Below are 16,835 nucleotides of genomic sequence, written 5' to 3' on the forward strand. Positions count from 1 at the left end.
TGGGATGGGTCAGCCGCGCAGCGCGCTGGCATGCTGCTCGGCGAAATAGTCGAGACAGGCCTGCTTGTCACCGCGAAACACGATGCGCTCCTGCTTGTTGCCAAGCTGATAGAGATACATGGGGTCGTAGTAGCGGGTCAGCAGCAACGTGATCCAGGCCAGATGCAGCGCGGTATCACCGCTCTTTTCCTGCTCGGTGAGAGCGGTCTGCATCAGGGCATCCAGCTCGCGGTGGGCCTGATCGCCAAGACGGCGCTTGAGACGGGCCAGCGCATCGGTGAGGTAGGCGGCAAACAGCGGCCAGCCGGCTTCCTGGCCATACATGGCTTGATAGCGCAGCCAGAGATCGTGCACGTAATCTTCACGGATCTGCTCGGCCCGATCGATCTGCGGAACATCCACCACCACCAGCGGTGCCTGACTCATGGCTTCATGGAGGGAGAGAGGCAGGCAGCAACGGCCAATCAGGCGGCTCTCATCCTCGACCACGAAGGTCTGCTCGCCGCGATGGCGGCGTTTAAGCAGCTCGATGGCGAGGTTGTTTTCAAAGTTGATGTTGCTGGGCTGGCCGCCGGGCAGTTGACCGAAGGAGGAGCCCCTGTGATGGGCGTGTCCTTCCAGATCGAGCGCCTGAGCTACGTGGTCCAACATATGGGTCTTGCCGGAGCCGGTCATGCCGGTCAGCACACTCCAGCGACACTCGGCAGAGGCCTTGTCCTGGGTGTCGATCAGGAAGCGGCGCAGCTCCTTGTAGCCTCCGGCGACGCGGGGGCGAGTCACCCCCGCATCAGCCAGCCACTGTTGTACGGTTTGCGAGCGCAGGCCGCCGCGAAAGCAGTAGAGCACGGCATCGGGCTGCTGGCGCAACTGCGCCAGCCAGCCTTCGAGTCGTTCGGCACGTACTGCTCCCCCCACCAGCTTGTGTCCAAGCTCAATGGCGGCGGCCTGACCCTGCTTCTTGAAGCAGGTCCCCACCTGGGCGCGCTCATCGTCTGTCATCAAGGGCAGATTGGTCGAGCAGGGGAAGGCCCCCTCCTTGAACTCGATGGGGGCGCGCACATCAATCAACGGCACATCGTCCAAAAAGAGTTCGGCGTAGTCCGTGGCCAGTGGCAATTCACTCATTGGACAATCTCGATAAAGCGGGAGCCCTCAAGGGGCTTGATCTGGCCGATGGGCGAGAGCGCAAGGCCAGCTTCGTGCGCGATGGCGAGCAGCTCGGCTTCGCTCTCTTTACCCACTGCGACCAGCAGGCCGCCACTGGTTTGCGGATCGCACATGATGTTACGGGTGCGATCGTCCATGGCATCGAGCTTGTGGCCGTAGGAGTCGTGGTTGCGCAGGGTCCCGCCCGGTACGCAGCCCTCGGCGAGGTAGTAATCCACCTCATCCAGCAGCGGCAGTGCCTTGAAGTCGAGGCGGGCGCTGACATTGGATCCTTCGCACATCTCCAGCAGATGGCCCGCCAGACCAAAACCGGTCACGTCGGTCATGGCGTGGACACCCGGCAGCTCGGCAAAACGCTGACCAATCTTGTTGAGGGTGCACATGGCGTTGGGGGCCAGTTGCTCGTGTTCCGGCTTCAGCTTGCCCTTCTTCTGGGCGGTGGTGAGGATACCGATACCAAGAGGCTTGGTCAGATAGAGGGTGTCACCCACCTTGGCAGTGTCGTTCTGCTTGATGGCGTCCAGGGGCACGATACCGGTGACCGCGAGGCCGAAGATGGGCTCGGGGGCATCGATGCTGTGGCCACCGGCTAGCGAAATGCCCGCTTCGTGGCATACCTGACGGCCGCCGTCGATCACCTGCTGGGCCACTTCCGGCGCCAGGGTATTGATGGGCCAGCCGAGGATGGCGATGGCAACGATAGGCTTGCCGCCCATGGCGTAGATATCGCTGATGGCGTTGGTGGCGGCGATGCGGCCAAAGGTGAAGGGGTCATCGACGATGGGCATGAAGAAGTCGGTGGTGGAGACAATGCCCTGACCGTTGCCGATATCGACCACGGCCGCGTCATCCTTGCTGCTGTTGCCAACGATCAGGGTCGGGTCGTTGAAGCCCGGGATCTGGCTCTTGAGAATGGTGTCGAGCACCTTGGGAGAGATTTTGCAGCCACAGCCAGCGCCGTGGCTGTATTGGGTCAGACGAATGGAAGACATACTTACCCCTTGTTTGTGCACCGTGTGCAGAGGCTCTGCGGGAGCCATCTTGGTCAATGCGCGGCCATCTACCGTCATGTAAAGAGCCGCAAAAATAGGTGGCCTTGGCTGCTTCTGGAAGCAGTGATGTCAGGCAGTCACGCAGGGCTGCCGGGTAGGACGGGGAAGAAGAGGCGACAGATGCGCCAACACAGCCCCGCCAAGGGCCACAGGACAGGGCATTATGCCACAAATGCCCCCTCCGGTTCGAACAGGAATTCACACAAAGCGAAGGGGATTGGCGGGTGAAAGGTAAGGGACGAGGGCGCTGCCATGAACCGCTCAGCTATCGGCAGGGGAGAGCACTCGCAGATTTGCCCGCAGAGGTTGGCTTGACCTCTGCGGGGCAATCAGCTGACAAAAACAGATTAGCCGGCTTGCTCCAGCACCGGTTGGCGAGCCTTGCCCCAGCGGCGCAGGCGCCGTTGCAGTGGCCGCTCCAGCAGGTTGTAGCTCAGCGCCGAGAGCCCGATCAGCACCGCCAGCATCAGCAAGGTTGCCACTACCCCCAGCAGCGGGTTGGTCTGGCCATACCACCACTCGGTGATCCCCGGCGCCAGATAGTGGATGAGCTCGCAGCCGGTGAGTAGCACCAGCGCATGGAGCAGGTAGATGGAGTAGGAGAGATCCCCCAGCCAGTTGGTGAAGCGGTTATCCAGGAGGCGCAGCAGCGGGCTTTGGCGATTGCCCTGGCAGGCGGCAATCCAGATCAGCAGCACGTAGGAGGCGATCAGCAGCAGTGTCAGCTGCGGCGTCATGGTGAACTGCATCAGCGCAAAGGGCAGCACAAAGGCGACCAGCAGCGGCAGATCTCGCTTCATCATGGGGAAGTTTTCCGCGGCCTTGACCCTCGGCAGCAGCCACAGGCCGAGCACAAATTCGCTCACTCCGCGCCCCACCGCCAGCACGCCGCTGGTGACATCCAGGGTGCCGCGACTGTGCACGATAAAGGCCAGCACCGTCAGCGCCAGCAGGGGGGCGAGATGGCTCCAGCGACTGCGGGTGACCGCCAGCGGAATCAGCAGCGGGAACAGCAGGTAGCTGATCCACTCCACGCTGAGCGACCAGGCGGCGAAGTTCCAGGTCAATCCGTGATCGGTCACCACCTGCAGCAGCAGGAAGGCGCTCGGCAGCGCCTCGGCCGGGGTGAAGGGGGAGCCGAAGGGGGGCATCCCTTCCCACTCCCACATCTTGAACAAGGGGCCGGCGTAGAAGCCCACCCCGTGCTGCGCCTTGTAAAGCTCCCAGCCGACCAGCAGTAGCAGGGTGACGAGGTAGAGGGGATAGACGCGGGTCAGCCGCAGCCAGAGAAAACGGCCATAGCTCACGGTGCGGGGTGTGCGGGTGAAGGCCTCCCCATAGACATGGGCCAGCACCACGCCGCTCAAAATAAAGAACAGGTCGACCCAGAGGTAGCCATTCTCGATGAGTTGGGGGTGGCCTGCTATCGACTCCATCCACTGGGGAAAGAGCAATAATCGGGCATGGAACAGCACCACCATCAGGGCAGCGATGCCCCGCAGCGGCGTTAACAGCGGCAATGATTGATTCATAACGGGATCCCTTGTGATGTTCAGCTTGGCCTGACATCGATCTTTGTTGTTGTACCGCCCATCAATCCTGACGGGACGGTTGCCCCGGCTTGGCTGCCGCAGGCGGGATCACACTACGGAAAAGAGAGTCATACGGATGTGATTTGAATCATAAATGTGCAGCTTTTGTGCAATGAAATTTAAACAGAGAAGCCGTGGAGAGCAGGTAGGGAAAGAGGAGGAGAGGAAACACCAATAAAGCAGAGAGGGTGGTCATTCAGGCCTATACGGCGCGGGCAAAACAATCAGGCCCGCAAGGGGCCTGATTGATCACAAGGGGAGGGTGGTTGCCGATCAGCGGGCGCGTACCACCAGACCCTTGAGGTAGAAGCCTTCCGGATAGGCGGTACCGATAGGGTGATCGGAGGCCTGGGAGAGCAGCTCCAGGATCTGGGCATCGCGACCGGCATCAAGCGCTGCATCGGCAACGATCTTCTGGAACAGGCTCTGCTCCATCAGGCCGGAGCAGGAGTAGGTCAAGAGCACGCCACCCGGCGCCAACAGCTGGAACGCCAGCATGTTGATGTCCTTGTAGCCACGGCAGGCACCCAGCAGCTGCGCCTTGCTCTCGGCGAACTTGGGCGGATCCAGCACGATGACGTCGAACTTCTCGCCCTTCTCGCGGTATTCACGCAGCAGCTTGAACACGTCGTGACGGACGAACTGGGTGTTGCTGGTATCCAGCCCGTTCAGCTCGGCGTTCTGGCGGGCGATATCCAGCGCATTCTGGGAGAGATCGACGTTGACCACTTCCTTGGCGCCGCCCTTGAGGGCATAAACGCCAAACCCACCGGTGTAGCAGAAGCAGTTGAGCACCCGCTTGCCTTCGGTGTACTTGGCGGCAGCCTGACGGTTGTCCCGCTGATCCAGATAGAAACCGGTTTTGTGGCCGTTGCGAATATCCACCAGGATCTTGACGCCGCCATTCTCCTCGATGACCACCGGCTCGTTCGGGGTCTCGCCATAGATAACGCCGGTGCGCTCTTTCAGCCCTTCCTTCTTGCGCACTGCCACGTCGGAGCGCTCATAGATGCTGCACTCGGGGTAGAGGGTACGCAGTGCCTGCGTTATCAGCTCACGCTGGAACTCGGCACCGGCGGAGAGAATTTGGCATACCAGAAAATCGGCGTAGCGGTCGATGGTCAGACCCGGCAGACCGTCGGACTCGGCGGCGCAGAGGCGGTAACCGGTGAGGCCCTGACGCTTGATCAGCGGATCGCGAGACTCCTGCGCATATTTGAGACGACGGATAAAGAAGTCGAGATCGACGGTTTCATCCTTGTCGAAGGTCCAGACCCGAGCACGGATCTGGGAGCTGCCTGACCAGGCGCCACGGGCGAGCCACTTGCCATCGTTGGCATAGATCTCGACGGTATCGCCGTCAATGGGGTTGCCCTGAACCCGCTCAATCCCCTTGGAGAAGATCCAGGGGTGGCGACGCAGCAGGGATTTTTCGCGGCCTTTGACGAGATAGATGGAAGCGCTCATGGATGTTTGCCGATGGTAGAAAGAAAAGGGGCCACATTCTATGTGCAATAGTGCGGCTAAGCCAGCCTTTGCTGGTATATGGCAGAGTGACGAATTGTACGTCTGGACAACGCCCGAGTGTTGCATATGCAAGATTTGCAGAATCTCAATGTTGGCGTTTCACGCTGTTTATCTTATATGTCACAGTTGGTTGTGCTTGTTTTTTGTTCAGTGCTGGTCGCTATGTGTGCACAATGTAGTCAATAAAGCGTTTTAACCTTACTTTATAGTGATTTTCGCTAAAGAGTCATTTGATGATGTCGATAGTGGGGAAGACCATTTTGAATCTTTCCTGTATCGAGCTGTCCATGTCCCTCTCCATCGCTACCAATATTTCTGCCCTCAATGCTTCTCGCCATCTTGGTCAATCATCCAACATTCTGGATTCGGTATATCGACGACTCTCATCCGGCTTGCGCATCAACAGTGCCGCTGATGATGCAGCAGGCTTGCAGATCAGTAATCGCCTCACCAGTGAAGTGAACGGGACCAACACCGCTATTCGCAACGCCAATGATGGGATCTCGGTGATCAACGTCGCCGATGGGGCGCTTGATGAGTCGGTGAACCTGATGCAGCGGATGCGCACCCTGGCACTGCAGTCGGGAAGCGGTGCCAATACGGCAGAGGATCGCGTAGCCCTGAATGCTGAGTTCAAGCAACTGCAGTTGGAGATGGACCGGATTGCCACAGGTACCCGGTTTGCCGGACAGGACCTGCTGGCGGGGAGTTACGAAGGTATCTTCTTGGTCGGTGCCTATGCAGGACAGAATACCGTCATTACCGATCTCAATGCCCAGACCAAAAATCTGGGGGAGATGGAGTGGCGAGCGCGCAGTCCGGCAGGAAGCAAGCCAGGGGCGTATGACATTGCTGATCTCAAGCTTTCATCTCAGCCTATCACCCTTAATGGCGTCACTTTTGACAAGGACTATTCAACTCTGGAAGCGTTCGTGGCAGATATTAATGGCACCACCTTTCCCAATAATCAGGGGCCGGTACAAGCGCAACAACTGCCATTTTCAGTCGCCTCCGCGGTCGATTTATCCGCATTACCCTCCTATATCGATGTGGCGGGTCACTCTGTGGATTTGACCACAGGCATTGATATGACCGGATGGGATCCGGTCAATCCGACAGCAAAAAATAGTGCCATCATGGCAACCGTGGTTCAACGCATCAACAGTACTGCGCAATCGGCAGGTCTGGGTTTTTATGTGAGTGCCTCCAACAACAGCAATCCCGCCAGCAATTCATTGACCATGCATAGCGCTCAGGGGAACAGCCTTGCGCTGGCGAATGGCACAACCCCCCCTCCGCAGCCAGCACCACCGGCGCCTCCGGTGATCAGTAGTTCCTCTCTAAGCTCTCTGTTACCCGATGTTACATCGACGACGTATATCGGTCAGATGGAGCTGCGCTCATCAGGCGACAAGTATTCCAATATTGATATGCAGGGATCCAGCTTGCATGCGCTTGGCTTTTATCAAGAGGACAAGAAGAAATATACCGTTGATAATATTGATGTTCTTAGTGAAGACAACGCCAGCAGGGCCATCAAAACCCTGGATGTGGGTATGAAACAGCTGGGTGTTCAGCGCGCTCGGCTCGGTGCCCAAGCCAACGCGCTGGATTCACGGGTACGCAATCTGGCCAATGCCAATGAGAACCTCAGCGCTGCCCGCTCAAGGATCCGGGATGCCGACATGGCTGTGGAATCGGCTCGCTTGGTCAGCACCCAAATCTTGCAGCAGGCGAGTGCTTCGATTTTGAGTCAGGCAAACAGTCGCCCCAATGCGGCCCTGAGTTTGCTGCAATCCTGAGCGGGACTGCCAGCTGGCATAGCAATTGGTCGCTATCATTCATGGTCACTATCCATAAAGACAAAGAGGCCACCCAATGGGTGGCCTCTTTTCTTATTGTTTCTTGTTGCCGGATGCTATTCGGCAGCGTCAGAGAGTGATCCCCTTGAGTGCCTGGGCCAGTTCGCTGGCGGTGGCTTTAAGCCCCTGCGTACCGGCTACCGAGGCGCTGGCAGACTCTTCCACCTGGGCCGCTTCATGGCGTACCTGATCCAGATTGTGGGTGATCTCGGCGGCGACCGAGCTTTGCTCTTCGCTCGAGGTAGCGATCTGGGTGCTCATCTCCAGCACCGCATCGCTGTGGTTGCTCAGTTTTTCGATATCGAGCCCCACTTCGCTGATGAGCTGCTGGCTGCTGGCGGCGCGCCCTACAGTCTTTTCCATGATCTCGTTCAGCGCGCCGGTACCGGTCTGCAGCTCTTCGATCATCTGCTGGATCTCCACCGTAGCCTGCTGGGTACGGCTGGCGAGGGTACGCACTTCATCCGCCACCACCGCAAAGCCGCGACCCTGCTCACCGGCACGGGCCGCTTCGATGGCGGCGTTGAGGGCCAGCAGGTTGGTCTGCTGGGAGATGGCGTTGATGACGTTGACCACCTCGTTGATCCGGTTGGCGTTGTGGGTGAGCCGCTCGACCGCGCCGGAGGCGTTGCCAATCTCGTCGGCCAGGGTGCGGATCGCCTCTATGGTGCGGGCTACCCGGTTGGCGCCATTGGCCGCCTCTTCGCTCGACTGGCGGGTCTGCTGCAGGGTGTCGTTGGCATTGCGCGCCACTTCGCGGATCGCCGCCGACATCTGTTCCATGGCGGTGGCCAGTGAATCCATGTGCTGGCGCTGGGAACGCGCCATGGTCTCGCCTTCGCGGGCATGGTCACGAAACTCGTCGGCGGCCATGGTCAGCGCTTCGGCAGATTCTTCCACCAGTTTGACGATCTGGTGCTGGCGGTCGGTAAAGCGGTCGATGCTGCCCGCCAGGGTGGAGAACTCGTCCCGCACCGGGAAGAAGTTGAGACGGAAGGTGAGATCCCCGTCCGCCACGGTTTGCAGCGCCTTGTTGGTGGAGTAAAGCGCTCCGGAGACAAAGGTCATCATGTAGTGGATCACCAGCGCCATCAGGGCGGCCAGCGCGCCGATGAGGAGCAGGGTCGAGCCCTGACCCTCCCACATGGAGAGGTTGCCGGTATCGAGATCACCGGTGACGTAGCCTGCCTGACCCGCTGGCGCGCTAAAGAGGTAGTGATCTCCTTGCTGCTGCAACCCGCTGCTGCCTTGTCGAGTCAGACGCAGATCAGCAGGCAACACCAGAGTTGGCTGCTGGCTGACCAGCTGCGCCGTGGTCTCGACCCGTTGCTGCAACTGCGCTACCCGCAGGGAGATCTCCTGCTGATGGCTGGCCGCCAGCATATACCAGCTGAGAAAGGCGATGATGAAGAGAGGTAACCAGAACGCGATATGGAATTTTTCACTGATGGTGAAGTGAATGAGATAGCGGTCAACCCACCGGAATTTAACTTCTTTCATAATGGAGCTGCATCCTGCAGAGATAGAGTGTCGGGCACATTATCGTCTCGGGAATTTTTTTCTTAAGCGGAAGGTGTGAGAAATGGGAGAGCAATCGTTTGTCATTCGGGTGTGGGGGCAGGTGCAGGGGGTGGGATTTCGCTATTTCACCCGTGAGCGGGCGCTGCAACTGGGTTTGCGGGGCCATGCCTACAACCTGGAGGATGGCTCGGTGGAGATCCTCATTAGCGGCCCCGCGCAGGGGGTGCAGATGATGCTGGGTTGGCTGGAGCATGGCCCGCGCACCGCCAGAGTGACCCGGATGGAGTATGAAGAGGCGCTGCCGCCCACCGGTCAGGGCTTTCACACCAACTGAAGGGGCGGAGACGAGATGGACGCTGACAAGGAAGGTCTGTTGCTGACTCAGGCAACAAGCTGGGTCGCCCGTTATCAGGAGGCGGCGCGGGCGGTGCGCGAAGAGGCCAGCGAACCGGCCGTGCATGGCTACCGTATCGCAGCGCGCCGCTTGCTGGCGCTGCTCGCCCTGTGGCGGCCACTCACCTATCATCCCGAGCTGGAGCGGCGTCTGCTGCGCTCGGTCGGGCGGCTCTCGGCGCTGCGGGATGCTCAGGTCTACGCCGAGCGTTTTGGCAAGCCGCCTGCCAGCACGGGTAATACCCACAAATCGGCCTGTCGCGTGCCCCTGTTGTCGCGGCGACTGACCCGCTGGCTTGCGGCGGTGGCGCAGGTGCAGGATGCGTGGGCATTGGCGTTCCTCTATCAGCAGCATCTGGCCCTGCGCCTTGATGAGGCGCAGAGCGCTCACGATGAACCTATTCCCTGCGTTGGGAAATCTGCCAGCTCCCGTCAGCAACAGTTGCGCCGCTGGCATCGGCTGCGCCTCGAGATCAAGCAGGCCCGTTATGGCGTGGAACTGTTGCTGGATCTGGGGAGTGGAGATCCCGGCTGGTTGAGCACTTTGACTCACTGGCAGGAGCGACTCGGCCAGTTGCAGGATTGGCGTCAATGGCGGCGGAGGTTGCGAACAGAGCAGGGGAACACCTGCAAGCAGACGAAACTGCGGCAGCAGTTGAAGGGGAAGATCACCGCCCGTTTGTGTCAACTGGACTGCCAGCAGGCGGAGCTGGTGGCGCTCAAACTGGCGATGCTGGCAGGCCACAACATGAATGACATGCCAAGTTGGGTGGTCAGGTATTCAGAACAAAATGTATCGTCCACCAAGTCAAGCGGTGGATAGCCTCGAGGCCGCAATCTACGAAAGTCATCCGCGACCAGCATCTACAAAAACTATCCAAGCCAAACAGGTGAGACAAAAAAGAGAGGCCGTTTGGCCTCTCTTCTCTATCTGGTTGTGGTCGCAGTCAGCGATACGCTTACTTGACGCGCATGCCCGGCTGGGCGCCTTCCTGCGGCTCCAGGATCCAGAGATCCTTGCCGCCCGGGCCTGCAGCCAGCACCATGCCTTCGGACATGCCGAAGCGCATCTTGCGCGGCGCCAGGTTGGCCACCATGACGGTCAGCTTGCCTTCCAGATCTTCCGGATTGTAGGCGGACTTGATACCGGCAAACACCTGACGGGTTTCGCCGCCGATATCCAGTTGCAGCTTGAGCAGCTTCTCGGCTTCCGGTACCGCTTCGGCCTTCTTGATCAGCGCGACGCGCAGGTCAATCTTGGCAAAATCGTCATAGGTGATGGTTTCGCTGATGGGGTCATCAGCCAGGGGGCCGGTCACTTTCGGTGCCTGCTCTTTGGCCAAGTCTTCCTTGGATGCCTCGATCATGGCTTCAATCTTCGCCGGCTCTATGCGGGAGAAGAGGGCCTTGAACGGCGCAACGGTGTGATTGACCAGCGGCATTTCGATACCATCCCAGCTGAGGGTTTCTGCCAGGAAGGCTTCAGCACGCTCGGCCAGCAGCGGCATGACGGGCTTGAGGTAGGCCATCAGCACGCGGAACAGGTTGATGCCAACAGAGCAGACCGCCTGCAGCTCGGCGTCAGCCCCTTCCTGCTTGGCGATAACCCAGGGCGCCTTGTCGTCCACGTAGCGGTTGGCCTTGTCGGCCAGCGCCATGATTTCGCGGATGGCGCGGCTGAATTCGCGGCTCTCATAAGCCTCGGCAATGGCGGTACGAGCATTAGCGAATTCGGCGTAGAGCTCGGGCTCGGCGCAGGTTGCCGCCAGCTTGCCGCCAAAACGCTTGGCGATAAAACCGGCGTTGCGGGAGGCGAGGTTGACCAGCTTGTTGACCACGTCGGCGTTGACGCGCTGCACGAAATCTTCGAGGTTCAGGTCCAGATCGTCGATGCGGCTGTTGAGCTTGGCGGCGTAGTAGTAACGCAGGCACTCCGGATCTAGGTGGTTCAGGTAGGTGGATGCCTTGATAAAGGTGCCCTTGGACTTGGACATCTTGGCGCCGTTGACGGTCACATAGCCGTGTACGTTGACCTTGGTCGGCTTGCGGAAGTTGGCACCTTCCAGCATGGACGGCCAGAACAGGCAGTGGAAGTAGGCGATATCTTTACCGATGAAGTGGTAGAGCTCGGCGTCGGAGTCCGCTTTCCAGTAGCTGTCAAAGTCGATGTCGCCACGCTTGTTGCACAGGTTCTTGAAAGAGGCCATGTAACCGATGGGGGCATCCAGCCAGACGTAGAAATACTTGCCCGGGGCGCCGGGGATTTCGAACCCGAAGTAGGGGGCATCACGGGTGATGTCCCACTGCTGTAAGCCGCTTTCGAACCACTCCTGCATCTTGTTGGCCATCTCTTCCTGAATGGCGCCGGAGCCGCGTACCCACTCAGAGAGCCATTTTTCAAATTGCGGCAGGTCGAAGAAGAAGTGCTCGGAGTCCTTCATCACCGGAGTTGCGCCGGAGACAGCAGATTTCGGTTCGATCAGCTCGGTCGGGCTGTAGGTAGCGCCGCAGCTGTCGCAGTTGTCGCCATACTGCTCCGGAGATTTGCACTTGGGGCAGGTTCCCTTGACGAAACGGTCCGGCAGGAACATGGATTTTTCCGGATCGAACAGCTGGGAGATGGTGCGGCTCTTGATAAAGCCACCATTTTTCAGGCGGCCATATATCAGCTCCGCCAGCTCGCGGTTTTCGTCGCTGTGGGTGGAGTGATAGTTGTCAAAGCTGATGTTGAACCCGGCGAAGTCGGCCTGGTGCTCCTTGGAGACAGCGGCAATCATCTCTTCCGGGGTGATCCCCATCTGCTGTGCCTTGAGCATGATCGGGGTGCCGTGGGCATCATCGGCACAGATGAAGTGCACCTGATGGCCGCGCATTCGCTGATAACGAACCCAGATATCGGCCTGGATGTGTTCCAGCATGTGGCCAAGATGGATGGAGCCATTGGCATAGGGGAGGGCGCAGGTTACCAGCATTTTACGAGGATCAGTTGCCATATTACGTTCTTGATGTGCTTGTTGGGATGATAGAGTGCCGTGCATGTTACCCGAATTGGGGGTAGCCTGCCTAGGGTTGTGGCTGTGCCAACCTTGGCAGCACCTGCTGTTACGATGGCAGGCAAGCCACTGATTTGTGTGCGGTAACCGTTCACCTCAAGATAATGACAAGATAATGAGGAGTTAATGGTGATTGATTCAGTAAAACAGATCCTCGCCGAATTTAAGCCAGCTGGCTGGCACAAGGATCTGGTAGATGCCGGATTCGTTCGCGAGATCATCAATCAGGGTCAGGGGCTCACTATCCGGCTGGTATTGCCGTTTGCCGGTCTTTCGCTGCTCGATCAGCTCAAAGAGAACTACGATGCCAGGCTGCGCAGCGCCACCGGCGCCGCCCGCATCGACTGGGCATTGGAGATTGACGTCGCCAGCATGCCGCGGGCGCAGGGCCTCAATGCCGTGCAGGGCATTCGCAACATCATCGTCGTTGCTTCCGGCAAGGGCGGGGTGGGCAAATCCACCACAGCGGTCAATCTGGCGCTGGCGCTGCAAAAAGAGGGGGCGCGGGTCGCCATTCTCGATGCCGATATCTATGGCCCTTCCATTCCCACCATGATGGGCACCCTCAAAGAGCGCCCGGTCAGCCATGACGGCAAGCTGATGGAGCCGGTGATGGCCTGCGGCCTCAAGAGCAACAGCATCGGCTATCTGGTCTCCGAGCAGGATGCCACCATCTGGCGCGGCCCGATGGCGAGCAAGGCGCTGGCGCAGATCCTCCATGAGACCCGCTGGGGCGAGGTGGATTATCTGGTGGTAGACATGCCGCCGGGCACTGGCGATATCCAGCTCACCATGGCCCAGCAGGTGCCGACTTCGGCGGCGGTGATCGTCACCACCCCGCAAGATGTGGCGCTGGCCGATGCCCGCAAGGGGATCGCTATGTTCAACAAGGTCAATGTGCCGGTGCTTGGCATCATCGAGAACATGAGTTATCACGTCTGCAGCGCCTGTGGTCATCATGAGCCGCTGTTCGGTACCGGTGGCGGCCAGAAGATGGCAGAGCAGTATCAAGTGGCACTGCTTGGTCAATTACCGCTGCACATCGATATCCGCCAACACATGGATGATGGCTGTCCGACGGTGTTCGGCGCACCGGAAGGGAGCCTGGCTCAGGCTTATTTGAAGCTGGCGCGCAGGGTAGGGGCTGAACTCTTTTTCAGCGCAAAACCGATTGCGACCCCCCTCTATGCCATGGCGCTGGATGAATAATCGGCGGTCGGTCACTTGAAAGGGAATTGAGGGTGGGCATGACCCACCCTTTTTTATATAATGGATCGGTTTAAACCATCCCCACTGCTCTTCTCTTTTAGGTATTTGTCATGTCTGATACTCAACATTCGTGTGTGATCATCGGTATTGCGGGCGCATCTGCGTCTGGCAAAAGTCTTATAGCCCAGACCATTTATGAAGAGCTGGTGGCCGAACTGGGCGCAGGTCAGATTGGTGTGATCACCGAAGATTGCTACTACCGTGATCAGACCCACCTGACCATGGAAGAGCGGGTCAAGACCAACTATGACCACCCCAACGCGCTGGATCACGACCTGCTGGTACAGCACCTTAGCCAGCTGGTCAAAGGTGACGCGGTTGCCATTCCCCAGTACTCCTACACCGAACACACCCGGATGAGCGAAGTGACCCCGTTTGCCCCGCGCCGGGTGATCATTCTGGAAGGGATCCTGCTGCTGACCGACAGCCGTCTGCGGGATCTGATGGATGCCTCCATCTTTATGGATACCCCGCTCGACATCTGCCTGTTGCGCCGTCTGGTGCGTGATGTGCAGGAGCGTGGCCGTACCATGGACTCCGTGCTCAAGCAGTACCAGAAGACGGTGCGTCCGATGTTCCTGCAGTTTATCGAGCCGTCCAAACAGTACGCCGATGTGATCGTGCCTCGTGGTGGCAAGAACCGCATCGCCATCGACATGCTCAAGGCGCGTATCCGCCACATGTTGATTGGTTAAGATGAAACAAGCCGGGTGATGCCCGGCTTTTTTAAAAGCACAATTTGTCAGGAGAGTCGCCCAATGCGTCTGTGTGATACCGATATTGAACGCCATCTGGATGAAGGCAAGATCGTCATTGAGCCACGGCCCGGGGTAGAGCGGATCAGTGGTGTCAGTGTCGATGTGCTGCTGGGTAACGAGTTTCGGGTGTTTCGCGATCATACCGCGCCCTATATCGACCTGAGCGGCCCGAGCAGCGAGATGGCCGATGCCATCGATCGGGTGATGAGTGACGAGATCCACATCCCCGATGGCGAAGCCTTCTATCTTCACCCGGGTCAGCTGGCGCTGGCGGTGACCTACGAGTCCGTCACCCTGCCGGCCGATATCGTCGGCTGGCTGGATGGCCGTTCTTCATTGGCGCGCCTGGGTTTGATGGTGCACGTGACGGCGCACCGGATCGATCCGGGTTGGTCCGGTCGCATCGTGCTGGAGTTCTACAACGGCGGTAAACTGCCGCTGGCGCTGCGGCCGAAGATGAAGATCGGCGCCTTGAACTTCGAGATGCTCTCCGGCGTCGCGGCCCGTCCCTACAACAAGCGGGAAAATGCCAAGTACAAGAGCCAGCAGGGCGCCGTTGCCAGCCGTATCAATCAGGACTGATAACTGGCAACACGGCAACGATTCAAGGGAGCACAAGGTGCTCCCTTTTTGCATCTGGAATCAAACGGATATGGGGCTGATGGTGCTGGTCGGATGAGATTGGCGGAGCAGGGACGTTTTATCACCACTTTTGCCCGTTTTTCTGTCATAAAAACGTCATAAAAATGAAATTATTGGCTTAATTGTCAGCTATTTTTGCCCTTTCCCGCAATCATTGGCGGCTTTAATTAATCGATGGCAAGCCGCATGATGACTGGCTCTAGGATATTTTTTTCCAAAAAGCTCTTTTTTTTTATGGCTGAAATATTTCAATGGTGGCTATGGTGTTGGCCGCCATCTGGCATAATCCGCCGCAACTCATAAACAGGCTTTTTTTTATGTTTGAAATGTTTAGTGGTTTGGGTTTGTGGTGGTCAATCGGTTTGGTATTGGCCGTTTTTTTTGTGCTTGCCTATGAATTTATCAACGGCTTTCACGATACCGCCAACGCGGTAGCAACGGTTATCTATACCAAGGCGATGCCAGCTCACCTGGCGGTCGTCGCATCGGGGATCTTCAACTTTTTCGGCGTCATGTTTGGTGGACTGGGTGTGGCCTATGCCATTGTCCATCTGCTGCCCATCGACCTGCTGCTTGGGATGGACTCCACCCAAGGGTTGATCATGGTCTTCTCCTTGCTGTTTTCCGCCATCGTGTGGAACCTGGGCACCTGGTTCTTCGGGATCCCGGCCTCCAGTTCACATACCTTGATCGGTTCCATTCTGGGGGTAGGCGGCGCCTATGCCTGGATCACCCATAAACCGGTGACAGAAGGGATCAACGTGGGCAAAGCGATCGACATCATGCTTTCCCTCATCATCTCTCCCACCATAGGTTTCATCATCGCGGCGCTGCTGCTGCTGGCGATGAAGCGCATCTGGACCAGCAACAAGATCCACAAAACGCCGGAAGAGCGTCAGCTGGTCGATGGCAAGAAGCACCCGCCGTTCTGGGCGCGTCTGACCCTGGTGGCCTCGGCCATGGGCGTCAGCTTCGTGCACGGCTCCAACGATGGCCAGAAGGGAATCGGTCTGGTGATGCTGGTGCTGATCTGTATGGCGCCAGCCTATTTCGCACTGGACATGAACAGCCGCGCCTATGATCTGGACCGGACCCAGGATGCCAACCAGCGCATCATGGAGATCTACCAGCGCAACCAGTCCGCCCTCTCGGACGTCATCAACTTTTCTGCACCGGCAACGGCTCAGGAAGAGCTGATGACCCACTGCTCCGCCGATGGCGTGCTGCAGGCGATGGCCACTCTGGATGCCCGTCTGGGTGCCGTGCGAACTTATGATCAGATGAGCCTGACCGACCGCCGCGAAGTGCGTCGTCTGCTGCTCTGTATCGATGACACCGCCCGCAAGGCTGCCAAGCTGCCGCTGCCAGCCAAGGAGCTGACTGATCTGGCCAAATGGCGCAAGGATCTGACCGCGACCGCTGAATACGCACCGACCTGGGTGATCGTCTCCATCGCGCTGGCGCTGGGTTGCGGCACCATGGTGGGCTGGCGTCGTATCGTTCATACCGTGGGCGAGAAGATCGGCACCACCGGCATGACCTACAGCCAGGGCATTGCGGCCCAGATCACGGCTGCAACCTCCATCGGGGTCGCCAGTCTGACCGGTATGCCGGTGTCCACCACCCACATCCTCTCTTCTGCGGTGGCGGGTACCATGATTGCCAACAAATCCGGCCTGCAGAGCCAGACCATCAAGACCATCCTGATGGCCTGGGTGTTGACTTTGCCGTTGACCATGCTGCTCTCCGGCGGCCTGTTCATCGTCAGCCATCATCTGTTTGGCTAAATGCCAATACCATATTCGATAAAGGGCCTGCGGGCCCTTTTTTGTGTTTCATGTCCCCTCCTGAATACGGTGTCCCGTCCTGAATATGGTTTACACCTTTCCCCCCAATACATGGAGAACCCGATGGGACAAGGGGTGAAACGGACACAGCGCGATTACTCACTGACTTTTAAACTGGCACTGGTCGAGCAGATTGAAAAAGGCGAGCTCAG

General features: G+C 58.6%; 13 protein-coding genes. 7 read left to right on the forward strand and 6 right to left on the reverse strand.

The features are described 5' to 3' along the window. Window positions 1-9: 9 nt before the first annotated feature. The 4 genes from mnmH to G5332_RS01805 all read right to left on the reverse strand — a co-directional run bounded on the left by mnmH (window position 10) and on the right by G5332_RS01805 (window position 5,278). The gene (mnmH, locus tag G5332_RS01790; RefSeq protein WP_421311066.1) at window positions 10-1,125 is read right to left on the reverse strand and encodes a tRNA 2-selenouridine(34) synthase MnmH; all 1,116 of its coding nucleotides are present in this window, start codon (window positions 1,123-1,125) and stop codon (window positions 10-12) included. After that, window positions 1,122-2,159 (reverse strand): selenide, water dikinase SelD, encoded by a 1,038-nt coding sequence (selD, locus tag G5332_RS01795; protein WP_128815504.1) that lies wholly within the window; start codon window positions 2,157-2,159, stop codon window positions 1,122-1,124. The genes mnmH and selD overlap by 4 nt, the downstream gene beginning before the upstream one ends. A gap of 407 nt (window positions 2,160-2,566) precedes the next feature. Further along, a complete protein-coding gene (locus G5332_RS01800) occupies window positions 2,567-3,751 on the reverse strand; it encodes an acyltransferase family protein (protein WP_421311067.1) in 1,185 nt (394 codons plus the stop codon). A 333-nt stretch (window positions 3,752-4,084) separates the two neighbouring features. Further along, complete coding sequence (locus G5332_RS01805) at window positions 4,085-5,278, reverse strand: class I SAM-dependent methyltransferase (protein WP_005336736.1); 1,194 nt, start codon at window positions 5,276-5,278, stop codon at window positions 4,085-4,087. Between the two features lie 293 nt (window positions 5,279-5,571). On the opposite strand from G5332_RS01805, the gene G5332_RS01810 reads away from it, so the two are divergent. Then, window positions 5,572-7,140 carry a flagellin gene (locus G5332_RS01810; protein ID WP_201932066.1) on the forward strand — a complete coding sequence of 523 codons (1,569 nt, stop codon included), beginning with the start codon at window positions 5,572-5,574 and terminating at the stop codon, window positions 7,138-7,140. A gap of 129 nt (window positions 7,141-7,269) precedes the next feature. Here the strand turns inward: G5332_RS01810 and G5332_RS01815 are convergent, their stop codons facing one another. Next, entirely contained in the window at window positions 7,270-8,700 is a 1,431-nt protein-coding gene (locus tag G5332_RS01815; RefSeq protein ID WP_421172368.1) for a methyl-accepting chemotaxis protein, read from the reverse strand. Window positions 8,701-8,782: 82 nt separating this feature from the next. On the opposite strand from G5332_RS01815, the gene G5332_RS01820 reads away from it, so the two are divergent. After that, complete coding sequence (locus G5332_RS01820) at window positions 8,783-9,055, forward strand: acylphosphatase (protein ID WP_005345583.1); 273 nt, start codon at window positions 8,783-8,785, stop codon at window positions 9,053-9,055. A gap of 15 nt (window positions 9,056-9,070) precedes the next feature. Beyond that, window positions 9,071-9,937, forward strand: a complete 867-nt coding sequence (locus G5332_RS01825; protein ID WP_421172369.1) for a CHAD domain-containing protein — start codon at window positions 9,071-9,073, stop codon at window positions 9,935-9,937. A 136-nt stretch (window positions 9,938-10,073) separates the two neighbouring features. Here the strand turns inward: G5332_RS01825 and metG are convergent, their stop codons facing one another. Next, window positions 10,074-12,107, reverse strand: coding sequence for a methionine--tRNA ligase (gene metG / locus G5332_RS01830; protein WP_421172370.1), 2,034 nt, complete (start codon window positions 12,105-12,107; stop codon window positions 10,074-10,076). A 186-nt stretch (window positions 12,108-12,293) separates the two neighbouring features. Between metG and apbC the strand changes: the two genes are divergently transcribed. From apbC to G5332_RS01850, 4 genes are all read left to right on the forward strand, one after another. Beyond that, window positions 12,294-13,376, forward strand: coding sequence for an iron-sulfur cluster carrier protein ApbC (gene apbC / locus G5332_RS01835; RefSeq protein WP_005345574.1), 1,083 nt, complete (start codon window positions 12,294-12,296; stop codon window positions 13,374-13,376). A gap of 110 nt (window positions 13,377-13,486) precedes the next feature. Next, on the forward strand, window positions 13,487-14,131 hold the full coding sequence (udk, locus tag G5332_RS01840; RefSeq protein ID WP_005345570.1) for a uridine kinase: 645 nt from the start codon (window positions 13,487-13,489) through the stop codon (window positions 14,129-14,131). Between the two features lie 63 nt (window positions 14,132-14,194). After that, window positions 14,195-14,776, forward strand: a complete 582-nt coding sequence (dcd, locus tag G5332_RS01845) for a dCTP deaminase (protein ID WP_005336719.1) — start codon at window positions 14,195-14,197, stop codon at window positions 14,774-14,776. A 377-nt stretch (window positions 14,777-15,153) separates the two neighbouring features. Beyond that, window positions 15,154-16,623 carry an inorganic phosphate transporter gene (locus tag G5332_RS01850; protein ID WP_129504019.1) on the forward strand — a complete coding sequence of 490 codons (1,470 nt, stop codon included), beginning with the start codon at window positions 15,154-15,156 and terminating at the stop codon, window positions 16,621-16,623. Window positions 16,624-16,835: the final 212 nt, after the last annotated feature.

Origin of the sequence: Aeromonas sp. 603757 (assembly GCF_049171255.1) — a bacterium.
Taxonomy (GTDB): domain Bacteria; phylum Pseudomonadota; class Gammaproteobacteria; order Enterobacterales; family Aeromonadaceae; genus Aeromonas; species Aeromonas veronii_A.

Bases quoted from the DNA above. Each gene is read 5' to 3' on its own strand.
- mnmH (WP_421311066.1), bottom strand. From the start codon at position 1,125: ATGAGTGAATTGCCACTGGCCACGGACTACGCCGAACTCTTTTTGGAC.
- selD (WP_128815504.1), bottom strand. From the start codon at position 2,159: ATGTCTTCCATTCGTCTGACCCAATACAGCCACGGCGCTGGCTGTGGC.
- G5332_RS01800 (WP_421311067.1), bottom strand. From the start codon at position 3,751: ATGAATCAATCATTGCCGCTGTTAACGCCGCTGCGGGGCATCGCTGCC.
- G5332_RS01805 (WP_005336736.1), bottom strand. From the start codon at position 5,278: ATGAGCGCTTCCATCTATCTCGTCAAAGGCCGCGAAAAATCCCTGCTG.
- G5332_RS01810 (WP_201932066.1), top strand. From the start codon at position 5,572: ATGATGTCGATAGTGGGGAAGACCATTTTGAATCTTTCCTGTATCGAG.
- G5332_RS01815 (WP_421172368.1), bottom strand. From the start codon at position 8,700: ATGAAAGAAGTTAAATTCCGGTGGGTTGACCGCTATCTCATTCACTTC.
- G5332_RS01820 (WP_005345583.1), top strand. From the start codon at position 8,783: ATGGGAGAGCAATCGTTTGTCATTCGGGTGTGGGGGCAGGTGCAGGGG.
- G5332_RS01825 (WP_421172369.1), top strand. From the start codon at position 9,071: ATGGACGCTGACAAGGAAGGTCTGTTGCTGACTCAGGCAACAAGCTGG.
- metG (WP_421172370.1), bottom strand. From the start codon at position 12,107: ATGGCAACTGATCCTCGTAAAATGCTGGTAACCTGCGCCCTCCCCTAT.
- apbC (WP_005345574.1), top strand. From the start codon at position 12,294: ATGGTGATTGATTCAGTAAAACAGATCCTCGCCGAATTTAAGCCAGCT.
- udk (WP_005345570.1), top strand. From the start codon at position 13,487: ATGTCTGATACTCAACATTCGTGTGTGATCATCGGTATTGCGGGCGCA.
- dcd (WP_005336719.1), top strand. From the start codon at position 14,195: ATGCGTCTGTGTGATACCGATATTGAACGCCATCTGGATGAAGGCAAG.
- G5332_RS01850 (WP_129504019.1), top strand. From the start codon at position 15,154: ATGTTTGAAATGTTTAGTGGTTTGGGTTTGTGGTGGTCAATCGGTTTG.